Here is an 18,707-nt window from a genome sequence, read left to right as displayed (position 1 = left end):
CGATTAGTCGCAGGTAAGCAGAACCAACAAACATCCCTTTTCAGACGTTAAATCCAGCGTCTCTGGCAGAAGGCGGCGCTCACCGGTAAACAGATCCCGGTAGTGCTTCCCGGCCAGCTCCTGGGGTATGGCCACCGTAGTATTGGCCCACAGCATCGCATTGTCGGTGACGTCAAACACCAGACGCGGCACGGCGACGATCAGCGCCTCGTCATCTTTTATGCGGGCATAAACGATCAGATTCTCTTCCCGCTCGCCGGTCACCTTCAGCGGCAGCCAGTCGCCGTAGCGGAAAAGCGCGGGGTAATGCGGCCGCAGCCGTAACAGCGTGGCGGTGACGTACTGCTTCACGCTGCCCTCTCGCCAGCGTTGCGCATCGTTAAAAATGGTTCCATCCGCTACGCTGAGGTTTTCCGCCAGCGCGGTGAAATCCGGTTCGCGGCGGTTATCCGGGTCGACCAGGCTGAAGTTAAGCCCTTCGCTGCCCTGGTAGATGTCCGGTACGCCTGGCGCAGTCAGCTTGATCACCGTCTGGCTCAGGCTGTTCATTAACCCAGCCCGAATAAACGGCTGGAGTGCGGCACTGAAATCACGCAGGAACAGGGTGTTATCCGGGGAGAGCAGATGGCGCACGTAGTCCAGCACCACGCTCTCGTACCCTTCGTTGCTGTCGATCCAGTCGGTACGCTGCTTGGCCTCGCGCAGGGCTTTCTCAATAAAGCCGAGGAAACGCTCTTCCAGTGACTTAAGACCATCACGATCGTCTGGCGACAGCGTGGCTGGCCAGACGCCCGCCAGCGCCTGGAAGATCATCCAGGTGTCGGCGGCGTTCGGCGCGGTGCCGTCGTTGAGGAATCGAACCTGCGTCTGGTTCATCTGGCGCCAGCGCGCCAGGTTTTCCCCCCACAGATCTGGCGCTTCCGTCAGCGTGTATAGTCGCGCTCGCGCATCCTCGCCGCGTTTGGTGTCGTGGGTGGAGGTTCCCAGCAGCGCATCGGGCTGGCGGGCAAGACGAATACGCATCTCCTGATGAAAACGGGAAAGTGAAAACGCGCGCGGCGTCGGGTCGGCGCCGACTTCGTTCAGGGCCAGCTCCAGGTTATGGCGAAAGAACAGCGTATCCTCTACCGATTTCGCCATCAGCGGCCCGGTCAGTTGCTGAAAACGGGTGCGGAAAAGCGAGGCCAGCGCGTGGTCATCCTCCGGCAGATCGCCGGTGAGAATACGCACGATCAGGCTGAGCGCGGGTTCAGAGGTGTCGACGCTGGCGACCACGCGACTGAGCAGCGCCACATCCGGTGGCGTCAGCCCCTCTCCGGTGCCGTAGGTGCGATACACCGGAAACGCGATAAGCAGCTCGCGCAGGGCATGGCGGATATACTCATGCTCCACTTGGGCGCCGTTATGCCCGGCCAGCTCGCTGGCTATTTTGAGCAGCGTGGTAAATTCACCTTCAAAATTACGATCGGTCATCAGCCCTTTGGCTTTGCGAAGTTCCGCCTGCCTGTCCACGGTCGTACCCAGCGTCTCGTCGTAGAGCGTCTCCAGTCGCGAGAGGTTGGTATCATCCACCAGCACTTCCGCCAGCGAGGCAATAAACTCATAGCCCGTAGTACCCGAGACCGGCCACTCCGGAGGAAGCTGTTCCCCTTTGGCGAGGATCTTCTCTACCGTGATGTAGCAATCCGGTCCGGTCGCCGCACGCAGGCGCTGCAAATAGCCCAGCGGATCGGCAAGCCCGTCCACATGGTCAATGCGCAGGCCGTCGACAACCCCGGCGTGAACAAGCTCAAGGATCAGGCGGTGCGTGTCTGCGAAGACCGCCTCATCCTCTACCCGCACGCCGACCAGCCCGGTGATTTCAAAAAAGCGCCGCCATGAAAGCTGTTTCGGCGCTTCCCGCCAGGACATCAGCCGCCAGCTTTGCGCCTCGTGGATCTCAGCGATGCTCTTGCCTTCGGCATACGTGCCGGGATTAAGCGGATAGGCGGTATCATAATAAACCAGCGCTGCGCTGTTGGTGACACTGTCACGTTTTAAGGTGATAGCCCCCCGCTCCAGCTCGGCTTCAAAGGTGTCGCCAAGAAACGGCAACGTCAGCGGTCGGGACCAGTCGATATCAAAATATGCCGCATAGCGGCTCTGCCTGCCTTGTTCTATAACATCGCGCCACCAGCGGTTTTCCAGCGAGGTCGACATATGGTTAGGAACGATATCCAGAATCAGCCCCATCCCCGCCTGTTTCAGCGCTGCCGCCATGCGGTCAAACCCTTCCCGCCCGCCAATCGCCGGGTCGATTTCGTTGGGGTCGGTCACGTCATAGCCGTGGGTGGAATCCGTGGTTGCGGTGAAAACAGGCGACGCGTAAAGATGGCTAATTCCAAGGTCTTTCATATACGGAATCAGGTCCACCACGCGATCGAAGGTCATGCCGTTGCGAAACTGAATTCGGTAAGTAGAGGAAGGGATCATAGCGCTGCTTCTCCATCAGCTAAGCGAACAACAATGCTGTTTGCCGGCAGGTTATCGACTGCCTCCGGCCAGCTAAAGATCGTTTTTCCGGGCAGGTTCGGTAAGGCGAGCGGCTTTTTGCCGATATTCAGCGCCAGCGACAGCGTACCGGACGGGAAACGCCAGCTCACGGCAACCATGCCGAGCGCCGTTTGCAGGACGTTACCCTCCACGGCGCCCCGCTGTTTCAGTAGCGGGACGATAAAGCGCTGACGCAGCGCAATCAGTTCGCGCGTAGCGTGCAGCCACGCCCTGCCTTCCTCCGTGTCTGCCTTGTTCCAGTCAAGCTTCGACCGCATAAAGGTATTTACGTCATTGGGGTCCGGTACGGTTTCATCGTGCCCGGCATGGCCGGTAAACTCTTTCGCGCGCCCTTCCCGCACGGCTTTCGCCAGGTCGCCGTGGAAGTCGGTGAAAAAGAGGAACGGATGCGTTTCGCCATACTCCTCGCCCATAAACAGCAGCGGAATATGAGGCGACATAAGCAGCGCCGCAAACAGCACACGCGTTTTATCCGCGCCTGCCAGAGAGATAAGCCTCTCCCCCTGGGCACGGTTGCCGACCTGGTCGTGATTCTGAATAAAATCGACAAAAAACTGCGGAGGTTGCTCGCGACACTCTACCCCGCGCGATTTTCCGGTCTGAAGCGAGATTTCCCCCTGGTAGACAAAGCCCTCTGCCAGCGCCCGCGCCAGTTTTTTCTCCGGCTCAAAGGCAAAATCCTGATAATAGGCGTGTGATTCCCCGGTCGCGAAGACATGCGCGGCGTTGTGAAAATCATCATTCCATTCGGCGGTGAAAAGCGGCGTCTGACCATGCTCATCGCGCGGATGCAGGAAAATCACGTTGCGACTGTCTTCGGTGGTCAGATGGATATGCCGATCCGGAAATGCGTCGCGGATCCGTTGCGCTATCTCGGGAAGAATATGGGTCTCAGCGTCGTCATGGATCTGGTCGATGGCGTCGAAGCGCAGACCGTCAAGATGATACTCCGAGAGCCAGAATAACGGCGCCTCGGCAATGTATTGCCGGACGGCCTCAACCTCATAGGCAATACCGTTGCCCCACGGGGTCATACGATCCTGATGGAAAAACGCTGGCGAGAGCAACGGCAGGTAATTACCTTCCGGGCCAAAGTGGTTGAGTACGATATCCAGCACCACGGAAAGCCCGAGCGCGTGGGCGGCATCAATGAAGGCATGAAAATCATCCGGTGTGCCATAAGCCGAGTGCGGGGCATACAGCAGTACGCCGTCATACCCCCATCCGCGCGCGCCCCCGAACTGGGACACGGGCATCACTTCCAGTTGCGTAATACCCAGCCCGGCCAGATAAGGCAGTTTGTCGATGGCCGCCCTGAAGGTTCCTTCCCCGGTGAAGGTGCCGATATGCAGCTCGTAGATCACCGTCTCTTCCCACGGTCGTCCTTGCCATTCCCGCTGAGTGGGCTGGCTGCGACGCGGGTCGATCACCACCGACGGGCCGTTGACGTCAGCCTGCTGCGCGCGTGAGGCCGGATCCGGCACCGCCATTCCATCCTGTAAAACAAACTGATAGGTCGTACCGTGCCTGACGCCGGGCACGTCAATCTGAAACCAACCGTCGCCCACCGCCGCCATGGGAATGTCGGTATCGGTTAAACGCAACGTGAGATCTTTTTGCCCTTCTGCCCAGACGCGAAAACGTACAACGTCATCGGAAATAAACTCAGCACCCCAGTGCCTGCGACATGTTCTGAATTCCATTCATTGTCCTCGAATGACCACCTTTTACGCGGAACGAAATACAAGCTTAGACCAGGATCTACAGAGTGTTATGCCAGCAGGAGATGCCGCTTCGTCTATTATCTATTTATAACTCCCACTTAAGGAATACTATGCATATTCGAAAAGGATTAAGTACAGACCTCGCCCGCCTTGAATGTTGTGATTTTTCTTTCAAGGTTGATGAGATTGCCAGAGAGCCATTTCTCAATGGTGATTTGCATATCGAGGCGCTGACCGAACCTTATCTTAAAACCTATGAACTTGATCTCCAGACGCTGGAAAATCATTGCGTTAATCCGGATTCAATATTTCTTATCGCCGAAACGGATGACGGTGAAATCGCCGGTTTTATTACCGCGTCCTGCAACTGGAATAAATTTATTTCGGTGGATTACATTGCCGTAGAGCGTTCAAAACGCCGTACGGGCGCGGCGCACAAGCTGATGTCCGCCACCCACGTCTGGGCGCGAAGCCTCAATGCGCCCGGGTTACGGCTGGAGACGCAGAACGTTAATGTTTCTGCCTGTCAGTTCTATCGTCACTATGGGTTTATTCTCGGCGGTTACGATCGCTACCTTTACAACGCCCTGCCGGAAAAAGATGAGGTCGCCCTTTTCTGGTATTACATGCTGGCTTGAGAAAATATTTTATATCCGCTACCAGAAGATAGATTTGTCTGAATTTGTCAATTTTGCCCGCTTACGTTTAATTAACGACTAATCTTGGAATTCACTATTAAGGAGGCCGGTATGTCTACAGGAAATAATCACACGCTGCATTACCCTCGTCCACCGTTTGCTGAACAACCGCAAAGGGCCCCCGGGCTGGCATCGGAAATGAAGCCAATACCGGATCACGGTGAAACAAGTTATATCGGATCAGGCAAACTGGCGGGAAAAAAAGCGCTGATTACCGGCGGTGATTCCGGAATTGGTCGCGCGGTAGCGATCGCCTATGCCCGTGAAGGTGCAGATGTGGCTATTGGCTATCTCCCGGAAGAGGAGTCCGATGCGGCATCGGTCATTGCGCTGATTCGGGCCGAAGGCCGTAAAGCGGTCGCCATTCCCGGCGACATTCGCGTGGAGTCGTTCTGCGATACGCTGGTGGAAAAAGCCGTCGCGGAACTGGGTGGCCTGGATATCCTGGTGAATAACGCCGGACGCCAGCAGTACTGCGAATCGATCGACGATCTCACCACGGCAGATTTCGACGCGACGTTTAAAACCAACGTCTATGCCCCCTTCTGGATCACCAAAGCTGCGCTGCGCCATTTGCAGGAAGGCGCCGTGATCATCAACACCACTTCCGTTCAGGCGTTTAAACCGAGCGCGATCCTGGTGGACTATGCGCAGACCAAAGCCTGTAACGTGGCCTTTACCAAGTCTCTGGCCCAGCAGCTGGGACCGCGTGGCATTCGGGTGAATGCCGTCGCGCCAGGTCCATACTGGACGCCTCTTCAGTCCAGCGGCGGTCAGCCGCAGTCCAAAGTTCAGAAGTTCGGGGAAGATACGCCCCTGGGCAGACCGGGCCAGCCGGTTGAAATCGCACCGCTGTATGTGCTTTTTGCCTCAGATACCTGCTCATACGCCTCCGGACAAGTATGGTGCTCTGACGGCGGTACCGGCGTGCTGTAAAGCATCCTCTCAGACCTATCCATTTCATGGATAGGTCACATTCACTTCCCTGCTGTTCTCAAAAATCTCAGTTGAACTATGATGAACTTACTATTGAGGAGCCCATCATGTTTACTGTGAAAAAACTTGCGTTATCAACCCTGTTGACCGGTTCGGTTTTATTCTTTCCCGCGATCCACGCGGTGGCCAGCGTTCCGCAGCATGTGGTGAAACAGCAGGCCGGCGGCTACAGCGTTCAGGTTGGCGATACGATTGTCACCGCCTTTACGGACGGCAGCGTGCCGCAGGACCTGCACGCCTTACTGCGCCGGACGACGGCGGAAAATACCGATGCGTTACTGGCCAAAAACTTCCAGGCCAATCCGGTGGAAGCATCGATTAACGCGTTCTATATCGCTATGCCCGGCCACAAAATTCTGGTGGATACCGGTTCCGGTCAGCTCTTTGGCCCTGGCAAAGGCGGGCGGCTGATTGAAAGCCTGGCGACGCAGGGTATCAGGCCGCAGGACATCACCGATATCCTGATCACCCACGCGCACTCCGATCATGCAGGCGGCCTGGTCAAAGACGGTCAGCGCGTATTTACCCGCGCACAGGTGTATGTCGGCAAACCGGATATCGATTTCTTCTTTAACGACGAGAACCAGAAAAAATCTGGCTATGACCAGAACTACTTCGACGTCGCGCACAAGACCTTAAAGCCCTATCTGGATGCCGGGAAAGTGAAGACTTTCTCCGGGACGGAACAGCTTCTGCCGGGCATCAGCGGTACGGTTCACCCGGGCCACACCCCAGGGTCCGCGTTCTACACGCTGGAGAGCAAAGGTGAAAAAATTACCTTTGTCGGCGACATCATTCACGTTGCCGCGGTTCAGTTCCCACAGCCCAACGTGACGATTGCTTACGATGAGGATCAGGACGGAGCCGCCCGGGTACGCAACGCAGCGTTCGCTGAGTTTGTGAAAAACAAAGGTCTGATTGCGGCGCCACATCTGCCTTTCCCCGGGATCGGCTATGTGAAGAAAGGTGAGCGGGAAGGCTACGCGTGGGTTCCGGTGACCTATACCAACCGGGACGCGCAATAAGAGAGTCTCTGCGTCCCAGGCTAAATATGTCAGCCTGGGACCGCTATCTCACGCCCAGGGCCCCGCGGCCGGGTATTAACCAGCCGGCGAAATCTGTTCGGCCCTGCGCTCAACCTGTCAGACAGCCAGCCATTTTTTTGCGTTCGCTTTCATATTCGCTTCTAGTTCACTGTCACGCGTGGCAAATACGCGGCCGAGGGGAAAACCGCTTTGTTCCAGCAGATAAGCTAGCGCGGCATATTCCCGCGGATAGTTGGCAGCAATTTTTGAATCAATCTCAACCGGGCCCAGAGGAAAGGTGAAAATACCCATGTCGTAGATGCTCTGACGATGGAACAGCTTCCATACGCCCTCTCTCTTTTCTGCCAGATCGTAGAAACGATTGTGGCATTCGCATCCAATATTAAGTTTTATATTTTCAGCGATGATCATCGCATTGGTTTCAAGAATCGCTTTGTCGCCGCGGTCGTTAAAAGTGACGACGGGCGAGCCAATCATATGTTTTGTGCGCAAATCTGAAGCGCCCATACGCATGGAACCCTCGACAAAATCGCTCGCGAGCCCTTCGAACCAGGTAATTTCGATTGTGCCGTCCGGATGAAAAAGATTACGCAGCTGCTCCCATTCGCCCAGGTCGCGGTGCATCCAGCCATTCATGAGGTCGTTAAGATCCTGACGGTCTTGCAGTTGGTGAGTTTGCATTGTTTGGTTCCTGTTTGAGTTGATGCGTTCAGTTTGGCCGTGAAGCGGTTTATACTCAAATATATATATATTACTAAACAATCATTTTTAATGATGAGTCAGGGTGGCAATGGAACTCCGGCACTTACGCTATTTTTTGGCTGTTGCAGAAGAAGAGCATTTTGGACGCGCGGCTGAGCGACTCAATATTGTTCAGCCTGCGCTCAGCATGCAGATTAAAGCCCTTGAAACTGAGTTAGGCGGTCCGCTGTTTATCCGCACCAGCCGTCGTGTGGAACTTACTGAGGCCGGATCGCTTCTTCTCAGCGAAGCCAGACTGATGCTGGAACAAATGGAACACACGCGTCTGGCAGTCCAGCGTGCGATACGGGGAGAGACAGGGCGTGTACGGGTCGGTTTTGCCGGTAACGCCATTTTTAGTGGCAAAATGATTACCGATGTACGTCGCTTCCGTAAAACCCATCCGGATGCAGAAGTCACCATTCAGGAAATCGCTCCCCAGAAACAGGTAGCTGCGATCCTCGCAGGGCATATTGATGTCGGTTATACACCGGATAACAGTACGACAGCCGATCCGCAGATCAGGGTGCAGAAAACCGGAAACTGGGAGATGATAATCGCAATGTGTGACGATCATCCCTTAGCCATCCATCCGCACCTCTCCGTTGAAATGCTCGCCGGTCATCCCCTGGTCCTGTACGACGCGCATGACGCCAATGAAAATCTGACTTTGCTGCTGGCGCAGCAGCTCGGGGATGGTTTTTGCGTGGCACATCGTTCAAACAGTACGCTAAGCGTTCTGGCATTTGCCGCAGCCGGGCTCGGTCTGGCGCTGGTTCCCGCCCCCCTGCAACAGGTGCAAATACCCGGACTGATTTACCGCAACCTGAATGCTCAGGCGTTGACAGCAAATCTGGTCATGATCAGCCGCATGCAGGAGCCAGGTAATGCAGTGACTGCTTTTCTGGCAATGGCTAACCTTCCCTGTTGAATAACGGCAGCAAGCTATGACGCACAATAAGATGCCCTCCTCCGATATGGATATGGACCTGATCCTGACGCTGGATGCGTTACTCAGGGATCAGAATATCACCCATGCGGCCGCGCGGCTGGGCATCAGCCAGCCGGCGATGTCTGCCCGCCTTGCGCGCCTGCGCGTCCTGTTCAATGAGCCGCTGTTTATCCCTTCCCCACACGGACGTGGGGTGTTACCTACGCCGCGCGCCGAGGCGTTAAGGCCGCAGGTCGCGACGGTTTTGCAGGGTATATCGGCGATGCTTGAACCCACCACGTTCAACGCGCAGAACAGCAACCGCACCTTTGTGATTGCCCTGCACGAGAACCCGGCGCTGATGCTGGGGGCAGAGTTGCAGAATCAGATTAGCAGCGCAGCACCAGGCATCCGCCTGCGTTTTGCGCTCCCGGAAACCCCGCTGCTGCCAGCGCAGATGGAAAATGGCGATGTGGATATTTATGTCGGCGTTAACGCGGGGGCGCACGATGCATGGGTCAGACGCAAGCTGTTTGACGATGAATATGCCACCGCCCAGCGTAAAGGCCATCCGCGCGGTACGGGGCCGATGGATCTGGAAAGCTATTGCAGCCTTTCCCACCTGGTGGTTTCATCCGAGGGCGACCCGTTCGCGGGCTTTGTCGATCAGCATCTGGCGGGGCTTGGCCACCAGCGTAACGTGGTGATGTCGACGCAAAGCTATGCGATGGCGCCTGCGATTGTTGCCGGTACCGATTTGCTCTGCACCCTACCCAGACGCATGTTGCTACGGTTCACGCAAACGCTTGATATTTTTCCGCCGCCGCTGGATCTCCCTCCGATCGTCATCGGTATGTACTGGCACCCGAAAAACAGCCAGGATCCGGCTAACCGCTGGCTGCGAGAACAGCTTCTTCAGGCCGCCGGACGTCAGGTATGATCGAGGATGCTCATCAATTTTTTCAGGACCTCAGAGCGAATAATCCGGTGGCAAACCAGCGTCAGCTCGCTCTCCCGGAGTCGGTCAAGAATATCCACAAAGACGACGTTTTGTACACATATCGCCTTCGCTGAGGCGGGCAGCATGGCGATGCCAAACCCTGCCGAGACGAGGCTTATCACCGTGGGGACATCGGTGGCATTTTGCACAACGTCAGGCTGTATGCCCGCGCTGTGGCAGGCATCGTAGAAATATTGCTCCAGCCCCATCCCCTCCGGGTCGCGCAGGGCGATCCACTTCTCCTCTTTCACCGACGCAAGCGTCAGCGCGGCGGAGCCCGCCAGGCTGTGTTGACGAGGTAAGGCCAGCACGGCCTTTTCCGTTGTAAATGGACGGCTTTGTAGATCGTCAGGCAATAGCGGTAACGGGGCACGAATAATGGCCACATCCAGCTGGTTGCTTTGCACGCCGGTATAAAGGGTTTGCACGTTACCCGTGATCATGGAAAGGCTGATGGCGGGCCATTTCTCATGTAAAAGCCGCAGCGCGGCGGGTAGCTTACTGTCGAATATCGCACTTGAAACACATCCGAGATTCAGCACGCCCTGTTCCCCTCTGGCCGTCTGTCTGGCATCCAGAATCGCCTGATCGGTCATTAAAATCGCGACTCTGGCTTTACTGAGAAATGCCTCACCGGCTGGCGTCAGCGTCAGGCGACGATTCGCCCGGCTAAAGAGCAAGACCCCAAGACGATCTTCAAGCGTTTTTATCTGCTGGCTCAGCGCTGGCTGCGCCATGTTAAGGCGCTCCGCCGCCCGATGCATGTGAAGCTCTTCCGCCACCACGATAAAATTGCGCATCAGTCGAAACTGCATACCATGCCTTTATTATTGATAATAAAATTCATATTAAAATAGCATAAATGATGCAATTGATAGCCCTCTTCGTCCGGTTAAGAATGGAAGCCTTCATCCGAGGAGGGAAATATGAAAAACCACATCAACGATCTCAGAAGTGCTATCGAACTGCTCAAACGCCATGAAGGTCAATACCTTGAAACCAGCCATCCTGTCGATCCTGACGCGGAGCTGGCGGGTGTGTACCGGCATATTGGTGCTGGCGGCACGGTAAAACGTCCGACGCGCATTGGCCCGGCGATGATGTTTAACGCTATTAAGGGATATCCCGACTCCCGTATTCTGGTCGGAATGCACGCCAGCCGCGAGCGGGCGGCGCTCCTGTTGGGCTGCGAGCCCTCTGAACTGGCAAAACATGTCGGCCAGGCCGTGAAAAACCCGATTGCTCCCGTTGTGGTTCCGGCGGCACAGGCGCCGTGTCAGGAACAGGTGTTTTATGCCGACGATCCGGACTTCGATCTGCGTAAATTGCTTCCGGCACCGACCAACACGCCGATAGATGCCGGTCCGTTCTTCTGTCTGGGGCTGGTGCTGGCAAGCGATCCGGAAGATGCCTCACTGACCGATGTCACTATTCACCGTCTCTGCGTGCAGGAGCGCGATGAGCTCTCCATGTTCCTTGCCGCAGGCCGCCATATTGAAGTGTTCCGTAAGAAAGCCGAGGAGGCGGGCAAACCGTTGCCGGTCACGATCAATATGGGTCTCGATCCCGCTATCTATATTGGCGCCTGTTTCGAAGCCCCTACCACGCCCTTCGGCTACAACGAGTTGGGGGTCGCCGGCGCGTTACGTCAGACCCCCGTAGAGCTGGTGCAGGGTGTGGCCGTAAATGAAAAAGCGATAGCGCGTGCGGAAATTATCATCGAAGGCGAACTGCTGCCGGGCGTGCGTGTAGAAGAAGATCAGCATACCCACACCGGGCACGCGATGCCGGAATTTCCCGGCTACTGTGGGGAGGCTAACCCCTCCTTACCGGTAATCAAAGTGAAGGCCGTCACGATGCGTCATCAGGCGATCCTGCAAACCCTGGTAGGACCGGGCGAGGAGCACACCACGCTGGCCGGTTTGCCAACGGAGGCCAGCATCCGTAATGCGGTGGAAGAAGCCATCCCCGGTTTTCTGCAAAACGTCTATGCGCATACCGCTGGCGGCGGCAAGTTTCTTGGCGTATTGCAGGTGAAAAAACGCCAGCCCTCTGACGAAGGGCGTCAGGGTCAGGCGGCACTCATTGCGTTAGCCACCTATTCCGAGCTTAAAAACATTATTCTCGTCGACGAAGATGTGGATATTTTCGACAGCGACGACATCCTGTGGGCGATGACCACCCGTATGCAGGGCGATGTCAGCATCACCCATCTGCCGGGGATCCGCGGACACCAGCTCGATCCGTCTCAGACGCCGGACTACAGCCCCTCCATTCGTGGCAACGGGATCACCTGCAAAACGATTTTCGACTGTACGGTGCCCTGGGCGCTGAAGTCCCGCTTTGAGCGTGCGCCCTTTATGGAGGTAGACCCGACGCCGTGGGCGCCTGAACTGTTTAAAAAATAGCGTTAACCGGAAAATCTTCTTCACCCTTCACGGGCTGAGGGTTCCCCACAAAATAATGCCTGCACAGACGGCCCCCTCTCCCTTGAGGGAGAGGGCTGGGGTGAGGGGGAACATACGGCGCTGGTGGTCATTCCGTTCACTTAGGGCATCGCTGAAAGCCCTCAGTTTTTCTGAGGCAACGTTATAGCTTTTTCTTTCAAATTACTGGGTAACCCTCTCCTTCACGGGTGAAGAACCTCACGCTGAAATTGCCGCGTTCCCTGCTTTCTTGTAACCTTTGAGCGTTTATCACATCCCCATAAAAAATGAGACTACCGGACGCCTATGACAGCACATGTTTCCAACGATCCTTTGCATGGCGTAACGCTCGAAATGCAGGTTAACGCGCTGGTTGCGCGATATGGCTGGAATGAACTGGGCAACCGAATCAAAATCAACTGTTTTCGCAAGGACCCGAGTGTTAAATCGAGTCTGAAGTTCCTGCGCCGCACCCCATGGGCGCGGGCGGAAGTTGAAGCCCTCTACCTCGACTCTCTTCACGATGACGGTAACGGGGAACAGGACGAACCGGCGTTTAATCCCTGGACGGATAGCCGGACACCCAGGAGCTAACACGCAAATGATGCGACACGTAAAACGGACTGGCGCGCTGCTTGGCTGCGCGCTTTTATTGGTAAGTTGCACTTCCAAACCACCCAAATCACTCGTTACCCCGCTGCCGCAGGAGAAACCTCTACAGCAGACTAACGAACCCATGCGCGGGATCTGGCTGGCGACCGTCTCCCGTCTCGACTGGCCTCCTGTGTCATCGGTGAATGGCCGTAGCGCGGACCAGCGTATCGCCCAGCAACAGCGGGCGCTGACGGACAAGCTCGATAAGCTGAAAAATCTTGGGATCAACACCGTCTTCTTTCAGGTAAAACCGGACAGTACGGCGCTGTGGGCCTCTAAAATACTGCCGTGGTCAGATACCCTGACGGGGACTATCGGGGAAGATCCCGGTTACGATCCGCTTCAGTTTATGCTGGATGAAGCGCACAAGCGCGGGATGAAGGTTCATGCCTGGTTTAACCCGTACCGCGTTTCCACCAACACGAAGCCGTCGACCATCGCCGCGCTTAACCGCACCTCGTCGCTTCATCCTTCCAGCGTGTACGTCCAGCATCCGGAGTGGATCCGCACCTCGGGGGATCGTTTTGTTCTCGACCCGGGCATTCCCGACGTGCGGGAATGGATAACCCAGGTGGTGATGGAAGTGGTAAATCACTACCCTGTCGACGGCGTTCAGTTCGATGACTATTTTTACACCGAGACGCCGGGGTCCACCCTGAATGATGCCTGGACCTTCAGGCGCTATGGCGAAGGATTTGCGTCAAAAGCGGACTGGCGTCGACACAATACGCAGCAGTTGATTGTGCAGGTTTCAAGGGCGATCAAGCAGGCTAAACCTGAGGTCGAATTTGGCGTTAGCCCGGCGGGGGTCTGGCGCAATCGCTCCTTCGACCCGGCAGGCTCGGACACGCGCGGTGCCGCAGCCTATGATGAATCCTACGCTGACACGCGCAAATGGGTACAGCAGGGTTTACTGGATTACATTGCGCCGCAGATCTACTGGCCCTTCGCCCGCGACGCGGCACGTTACGATGTGCTGACAAAATGGTGGGCTGACGTGGTGAAACCGACCCATACCCGTCTGTATATCGGGATCGCGTTCTACAAAGTGGGCGCGCCTTCCAGAAACGAACCGGACTGGACGGTGAACGGCGGCGTACCGGAGCTGAAAAAACAGCTCGACCTCAACGATTCACTGCCAGACGTTAAGGGCACCATCCTGTTCCGTGAAGACTATCTTAACCAGCCGCAGACGCAGGAGGCGGTAAATTACCTCCGGGGACGCTGGGGTAGTTGACTGAAAAAAGGCAGAAACGTCCTGTTTCTGCCTTTCTTTTTACGGCTTCGGTCCGAACATTGCCTCAAGCTGTTTTGCGTCTGGCATACCCACGACCTGTTGCAGTTCGTTTTGCTCATTCAGGTAATAAATAGCCGGTGTGGCATTCGCGCCGAGACTGTCCATTAGCGTCTGGTGATTTTGCAGGATCTCAACGGTTTCCCGGGAAGCCGCAGCTTCAGGTTTCGGCAGCTTTTTCCCGCTGGACAGCTCGTACGTTTTCCAGGCCGACACCGGATCTTTCGCATTAAGGATCGCGGATGCGTTACGCCCGCTGTTCGGGTTAAGAAATGCAACCAGCAGCGTATTGAGCTGAACCTTGCCAGCCTTCACCCACGGCTGCGCTTCAGCCCAGAACTGCTTGCAGTACGGGCAGAACGGGTCGGCAAAGACGAAGACTTTGCGCGGGGCACTCTCCGCGCCCTCTTTCAGGGGATGCGCCGCATTGAGCTTTTTCCACATCTCGCGGCCCATCGGGGCGTAGATCTCTTTCTGGAAAAAGGCCTCGCTGAGGTTGGTTCCCTTCTCATCATAAAGATAACCAGACACGACGTGCTTTCCGTCAGGGGTCAGAAAGAGCGTCACGCCCATGTCCTGATATTTCCCCAGCCACGCTGGCGCGCCGCCGGGGGCGTCAATTTTCTTGATGATTTTGATGTCCTGCTGTTCACTGAAGTGCTTCACCACATCCGGAAGCGACTCCTCTGCCCTGACCAGCCCTGTAACCATCAGAGCAGAGAGTAACAGCACCTTTTTCTTTGCTAACCGTTGAAGCATAACGACCCCTTTAAAATATTGTTTTTCAGAGTGGTCGAAGTTTATTGCCCTGTCAACGCTTCATAAATATCCTTGAGGCGACTACGCAAAAATCGCACGGCTTTGTGTTTGCGGGATAATAACGCCTGCACACTGTCGCCTGTTTCCTCTGCCAGCACCTTCATGCTGTAGCCCTCAAATTCCGTTTTTTCAAACACCTCGCGCTGAGGTGGCGGCAGTTCCGACAGGGCTTGCCCCAACTCTTCCCATAGCAGCATGTTGAGATACTCCTCCTCCGGCGTTTGCGGTACGCCGAATAACGTTTCTGCAATCTCCTGCTCCGGAAAGTCTTCGTCATCTGCTGTCAGGTACCCCGGCAGTGAAACCTCGTGCTTTTTTCGCGCCCGGTCGATCATCTCATTTCGTGCGGCGCGAAACAGCCAGGCGGCGACGTTCTCGACCGGTTGTTCCACTTTCATCAACTGCCAGGTCACTTCCTGAAGAATATCATCGACATCATCACGAACCGCAGTCCGTCCGCGAATGAAGGCTTTTAGCCGCGCGCGGCAGGCATTGAGTGCCGAGATCAGTAATGATTCCCCCGCCTCACCGGCTTTCATATCGCTCACTCGGCTTCCGGCGCTTTTGCACCGTTATCATCTCGCTTTTCATCCCGGCCATCGTGCCACCGGCAATGACCGTGGCGCCCAAATCCCGCCCGACGCTGCTGAATGAAGGCCTCACGTTGTTCGGGGCTCATATTCATCCATTGTTCGTGCATACGGCGGTGTGCACCGAACATGCCCGGACGGAAACCCAGCCCACCGAAAAGAATGCGGCTCAGCAGCAGGATCCCCAGCGCCTGCCAGAAGCCAATGGCTTTAATCCCCAGGATGGCCGGGAGCAACGCGTTCCACAGGGACATGACCAGCAGGCCAAGCACCACGAACAGGACTGCGCCAATCACGATGCCCTTACCCATACGATGGCGGCCCAAACCACGCCCGTGACCTTTTCCGTGCATATCAAAATTTCTCATGTGTACCTCGTTTATGTTGAATGATTATGGTCTCTGATGAGGTAGACGGATGAGGAACAGAAATATTGCCGGGGAAAGATAAAATTTATGTGATAGCGGCTTTGTACGGATAACAGTAATGGCTGAAGGAGATTGTGCAGCGGCTACATGCAGACATTAAAAAGGCTCCCTCAGGAGCCTCTCTGAACATCACGCCGTAGCAGGCAAACTAAAGCTCGAGATACTCTGGGACAGCTGCTGCGCCTGCTCCTCCAGCGAGGCCGCGGCGGCGGCGGATTGCTGCACCAGCGCCGCGTTCTGCTGGGTCACACCGTCCATCTCCGTTACGGCCTGCCCAACCTGACCAATCCCGCGGCTCTGCTCTTCTGAGGCAACCGAAATCTGTTCCATCAGCGTATGCACTTTATTCACAGAGCTGATAATAGAATCAATCACCTCTCCCGAACGATTCACCAGTTGTGCACCGTTTTTCACGCTGGAAACAGACTGGGCGATAAGGCTTTCGATATCTTTCGCCGCCACCGCGCTTTTTTGTGCCAGGGTGCGCACTTCACTTGCTACCACGGCAAATCCTCGCCCCTGCGCGCCAGCACGCGCCGCTTCAACGGCCGCGTTTAGCGCCAGAATATTAGTCTGGAAAGCAATGCTGTTGATGACGCTGGTGATGTCTTCAATACGCTTCGAATTGGACGCGATAGTATTCATCGTTTCGATGACTTCACGGGTTACCGCTTCACCGGTATGGGCATTTTTCACGGCATCCTGCACCAGCTTACCGGCCTGGAAAACGTTGTCGGTGTTATTCGCCACCGTCGCGCTCAGCTCTTCCATGCTGGCGGCCGTCTGGGTCAGGGCCGAAGCCTGTTGCTCGGTACGGGAGGCCAGGTCGATATTGCCGGAGGCAATTTCCTGCGCCGCATGCGTCACGGTGTGGCTGGCGTCGCGCACCTGAGAAATGGTGGAGAGCAGCGCCTGGCGCATCTGCTCCATCGAGGACATCAGGTGATTGATTTCATTCCCGGAATCACGCTTGATCGGTACCGGTACGTCCAGCTTCCCGGCCGCAATCTGGCGACAGTGCTCGCGCGCCAGGTTCACCGGCGCAAAGACCACGCGTTTCATCAGCAGGCTGACGGCGAAGATCACCACCACGAACAGCACCGCAATGCAGGCGATAATAACCAGACCCGACACGAAATTATGGCTCGCATCCTCGTTCAGCGTTTTGGCGTACTTCTGGTGAACGGAGAGAACCTGATCGAGCACAATTTCATATTGGCGATCGAGTTGAGACACCACGGGAATAAGAGCGTTGAACCGCGACACATCGTGAGCGGCGGCAGCGGCGATGAGAGGCGCCAGTCCCTGGTTACGGTAGTTTTGCCACGCCTCCTGGTAGGCAGTGACCAGCGGGGCTTCGTCCGGCAAACGCGGCGAGGCCATAAACGCCGAAAATGCACTATCGGCTTTGGTCAGCGCCTCTTTAACCGAGGCCAGTTTCGCAGACAGATCGGTAGCGTCTCCTGCTTCCACCATTTTCACATACTCCATAACCCTGACCCGCAGGGTTCGGCTGTGGTTAATGGGATCAATAATGGACAGAACCACCTGAATTTCTTTGTTCACATTATCCAGCGAAGTATTACTTTTAATGATGAGCCCAACGCTGGTGATAGTGCTGGCCACAAAGAAGAAAAGCAGGGAAAACAGGATAATCAGGGATGATTTTTTCAATGACATAACACACCTCAGGGATATAATTTCCCTTTGGTTATCGGCTGAATCCAATCTTTAATTAATTAAAGTTATTGATGTCACCCTCAGACGTTACCCTGTCACTCTACGGCCTTGTATCGCCGTTGCAGGGTGGCATCCAGCTTACGCTGGATCGGCTCCGGCGTTTCCCCTTCAATCAGTTTGCCAATCAGATCAAAGCAGTGCCAGGCGAGCTGGCGGTTATCCTGACGAACGGTATCGACAGGAATGGTCAGAGAATCATAGAGATAGTGATCGTCAAAGCTGGCCAAACGCATATCGCTTTGCAGCAGATTATGTTGCCCCATATAGCGCAACACCCCTTCCAGAAGACCGCAGGCGGCGGTAAAAAGGGCTTTTGGCGGGCGGCCCAGGCGTGCGCAAAGCTCGGCAAACATTTCGTAGCCGGAGCTCGGATGGTAATTACCATGAATGATCCACTCCGGACGTAACTCGACGCCAGCGTCACGCAGCCCCTGCTTAAACCCTTCAAGACGGTCACGCGTCGGGGAAAGCCGCGGCTGACCGCCGAGGAAGTAGAACTCATCCGGATGCTGGCGCGCGATGTCGGCCACCAGTGTGGCGGTTGGGGTAATTGAATCGGTGAGAACCAGCGGCAGAGAACTGTCGTTCATATGACGATCAAAAAGCACAACGGGCAACTGTTCGCTCAGCTTTTGATAGTCCGCGTCGTTGAGCATGCTGGAGGCGACAATCAGCCCGTCCACCTGGCGGGCCACCATGTTATTGACCACCACCGTCTCCTGGCCCGGATTTTCATCGCTACAGGAGATCAGCAGCTGAACACCCGCCTCGCGGCAGAGGGTCTCCAGCTCATGAGAAAAAACGGCAAACCCGTAGTTGGTGATTTCCGGCACCACCAGACCAATGGTGTGGCTGCGGTTGTCCCGCAGCGAACGGGCGTGAATGCTGGGCTGATAATGATGTTCTTTGGCAATCGCCAGCACACGCTCGCGTGTCTCCTCCGCCACCCGAAGCTCTTTGCTGCGGCCGTTCAGAACCAGGCTGGCGGTGGCTTTTGATACCCCCGCGAGCTCCGCGATATCTTTAATGGTGACGCGTTTTGTTTTTCTCACAACGACTTAGATCCG

Annotated in this window: 17 protein-coding genes; 8 read left to right on the top strand and 9 right to left on the bottom strand. The window is 55.9% G+C overall.

The annotated features are described in order from the left end of the window. Positions 1 to 3: 3 nt before the first annotated feature. Together treY and treZ are read right to left on the bottom strand one after the other, a co-directional pair. Entirely contained in the window at positions 4 to 2,472 is a 2,469-nt protein-coding gene (gene treY, locus SK62_RS10220; protein ID WP_047719548.1) for a malto-oligosyltrehalose synthase, read from the bottom strand. Continuing rightward, complete coding sequence (gene treZ / locus SK62_RS10215; protein WP_047719547.1) at positions 2,469 to 4,256, bottom strand: malto-oligosyltrehalose trehalohydrolase; 1,788 nt, start codon at positions 4,254 to 4,256, stop codon at positions 2,469 to 2,471. Before treZ ends, treY begins: the two co-directional genes overlap by 4 nt. Before the next feature lie 131 nt (positions 4,257 to 4,387). Between treZ and SK62_RS10210 the strand changes: the two genes are divergently transcribed. The 3 genes from SK62_RS10210 (at position 4,388) to SK62_RS10200 (ending at position 6,996) form a co-directional block, all read left to right on the top strand. Next, positions 4,388 to 4,915: a GNAT family N-acetyltransferase gene (locus SK62_RS10210; protein ID WP_032653615.1), complete on the top strand. Its 528-nt coding sequence runs from the start codon at positions 4,388 to 4,390 to the stop codon at positions 4,913 to 4,915. 111 nt (positions 4,916 to 5,026) lie between these two features. Beyond that, positions 5,027 to 5,911, top strand: a complete 885-nt coding sequence (locus SK62_RS10205) for an SDR family oxidoreductase (protein WP_017382335.1) — start codon at positions 5,027 to 5,029, stop codon at positions 5,909 to 5,911. Positions 5,912 to 6,018: 107 nt separating this feature from the next. Next, positions 6,019 to 6,996, top strand: coding sequence for an MBL fold metallo-hydrolase (locus tag SK62_RS10200; protein WP_047719545.1), 978 nt, complete (start codon positions 6,019 to 6,021; stop codon positions 6,994 to 6,996). A 117-nt stretch (positions 6,997 to 7,113) separates the two neighbouring features. Here the strand turns inward: SK62_RS10200 and SK62_RS10195 are convergent, their stop codons facing one another. Continuing rightward, positions 7,114 to 7,698: a nuclear transport factor 2 family protein gene (locus SK62_RS10195; protein ID WP_015570507.1), complete on the bottom strand. Its 585-nt coding sequence runs from the start codon at positions 7,696 to 7,698 to the stop codon at positions 7,114 to 7,116. A 109-nt stretch (positions 7,699 to 7,807) separates the two neighbouring features. On the opposite strand from SK62_RS10195, the gene SK62_RS10190 reads away from it, so the two are divergent. Next, positions 7,808 to 8,689: a LysR substrate-binding domain-containing protein gene (locus SK62_RS10190; protein WP_023303752.1), complete on the top strand. Its 882-nt coding sequence runs from the start codon at positions 7,808 to 7,810 to the stop codon at positions 8,687 to 8,689. A gap of 16 nt (positions 8,690 to 8,705) precedes the next feature. Next, positions 8,706 to 9,629, top strand: coding sequence for a LysR family transcriptional regulator (locus tag SK62_RS10185; protein WP_045616478.1), 924 nt, complete (start codon positions 8,706 to 8,708; stop codon positions 9,627 to 9,629). On the opposite strand, the gene SK62_RS10180 is transcribed toward SK62_RS10185, so the two are convergent. Continuing rightward, positions 9,620 to 10,504, bottom strand: a complete 885-nt coding sequence (locus tag SK62_RS10180) for a LysR substrate-binding domain-containing protein (protein ID WP_045616480.1) — start codon at positions 10,502 to 10,504, stop codon at positions 9,620 to 9,622. The two genes, SK62_RS10185 and SK62_RS10180, sit on opposite strands and share 10 nt — an antisense overlap. Before the next feature lie 111 nt (positions 10,505 to 10,615). On the opposite strand from SK62_RS10180, the gene SK62_RS10175 reads away from it, so the two are divergent. The 3 genes from SK62_RS10175 (at position 10,616) to SK62_RS10165 (ending at position 14,006) form a co-directional block, all read left to right on the top strand. Then, positions 10,616 to 12,097, top strand: a complete 1,482-nt coding sequence (locus SK62_RS10175; RefSeq protein WP_045334891.1) for a UbiD family decarboxylase — start codon at positions 10,616 to 10,618, stop codon at positions 12,095 to 12,097. Between the two features lie 324 nt (positions 12,098 to 12,421). Continuing rightward, complete coding sequence (locus SK62_RS10170) at positions 12,422 to 12,709, top strand: VF530 family protein (RefSeq protein WP_003857097.1); 288 nt, start codon at positions 12,422 to 12,424, stop codon at positions 12,707 to 12,709. A gap of 7 nt (positions 12,710 to 12,716) precedes the next feature. Then, a complete protein-coding gene (locus SK62_RS10165; protein WP_047719544.1) occupies positions 12,717 to 14,006 on the top strand; it encodes a glycoside hydrolase family 10-like protein in 1,290 nt (429 codons plus the stop codon). Positions 14,007 to 14,045: 39 nt separating this feature from the next. Here the strand turns inward: SK62_RS10165 and dsbG are convergent, their stop codons facing one another. The 5 genes from dsbG to SK62_RS10140 all read right to left on the bottom strand — a co-directional run bounded on the left by dsbG (position 14,046) and on the right by SK62_RS10140 (position 18,692). Continuing rightward, positions 14,046 to 14,822, bottom strand: coding sequence for a thiol:disulfide interchange protein DsbG (gene dsbG, locus SK62_RS10160; protein ID WP_040117667.1), 777 nt, complete (start codon positions 14,820 to 14,822; stop codon positions 14,046 to 14,048). Positions 14,823 to 14,863: 41 nt separating this feature from the next. Next, a complete protein-coding gene (locus SK62_RS10155; protein WP_172821117.1) occupies positions 14,864 to 15,421 on the bottom strand; it encodes an RNA polymerase sigma factor in 558 nt (185 codons plus the stop codon). Between the two features lie 5 nt (positions 15,422 to 15,426). Beyond that, positions 15,427 to 15,840 (bottom strand): hypothetical protein, encoded by a 414-nt coding sequence (locus tag SK62_RS10150; protein WP_047719543.1) that lies wholly within the window; start codon positions 15,838 to 15,840, stop codon positions 15,427 to 15,429. 189 nt (positions 15,841 to 16,029) lie between these two features. Further along, positions 16,030 to 17,580 (bottom strand): methyl-accepting chemotaxis protein, encoded by a 1,551-nt coding sequence (locus tag SK62_RS10145; protein ID WP_039270730.1) that lies wholly within the window; start codon positions 17,578 to 17,580, stop codon positions 16,030 to 16,032. 95 nt (positions 17,581 to 17,675) lie between these two features. After that, entirely contained in the window at positions 17,676 to 18,692 is a 1,017-nt protein-coding gene (locus SK62_RS10140) for a LacI family DNA-binding transcriptional regulator (RefSeq protein WP_017693400.1), read from the bottom strand. Positions 18,693 to 18,707: the final 15 nt, after the last annotated feature.

This window comes from Enterobacter sp. BIDMC109, assembly GCF_001037885.1.
In the GTDB taxonomy this organism is placed as follows: Bacteria; Pseudomonadota; Gammaproteobacteria; order Enterobacterales; family Enterobacteriaceae; genus Enterobacter; species Enterobacter hormaechei_C.
The sequence above is the reverse complement of the archived record's forward strand: the minus strand, read 5'-3'. Positions and strand labels throughout refer to the sequence as shown.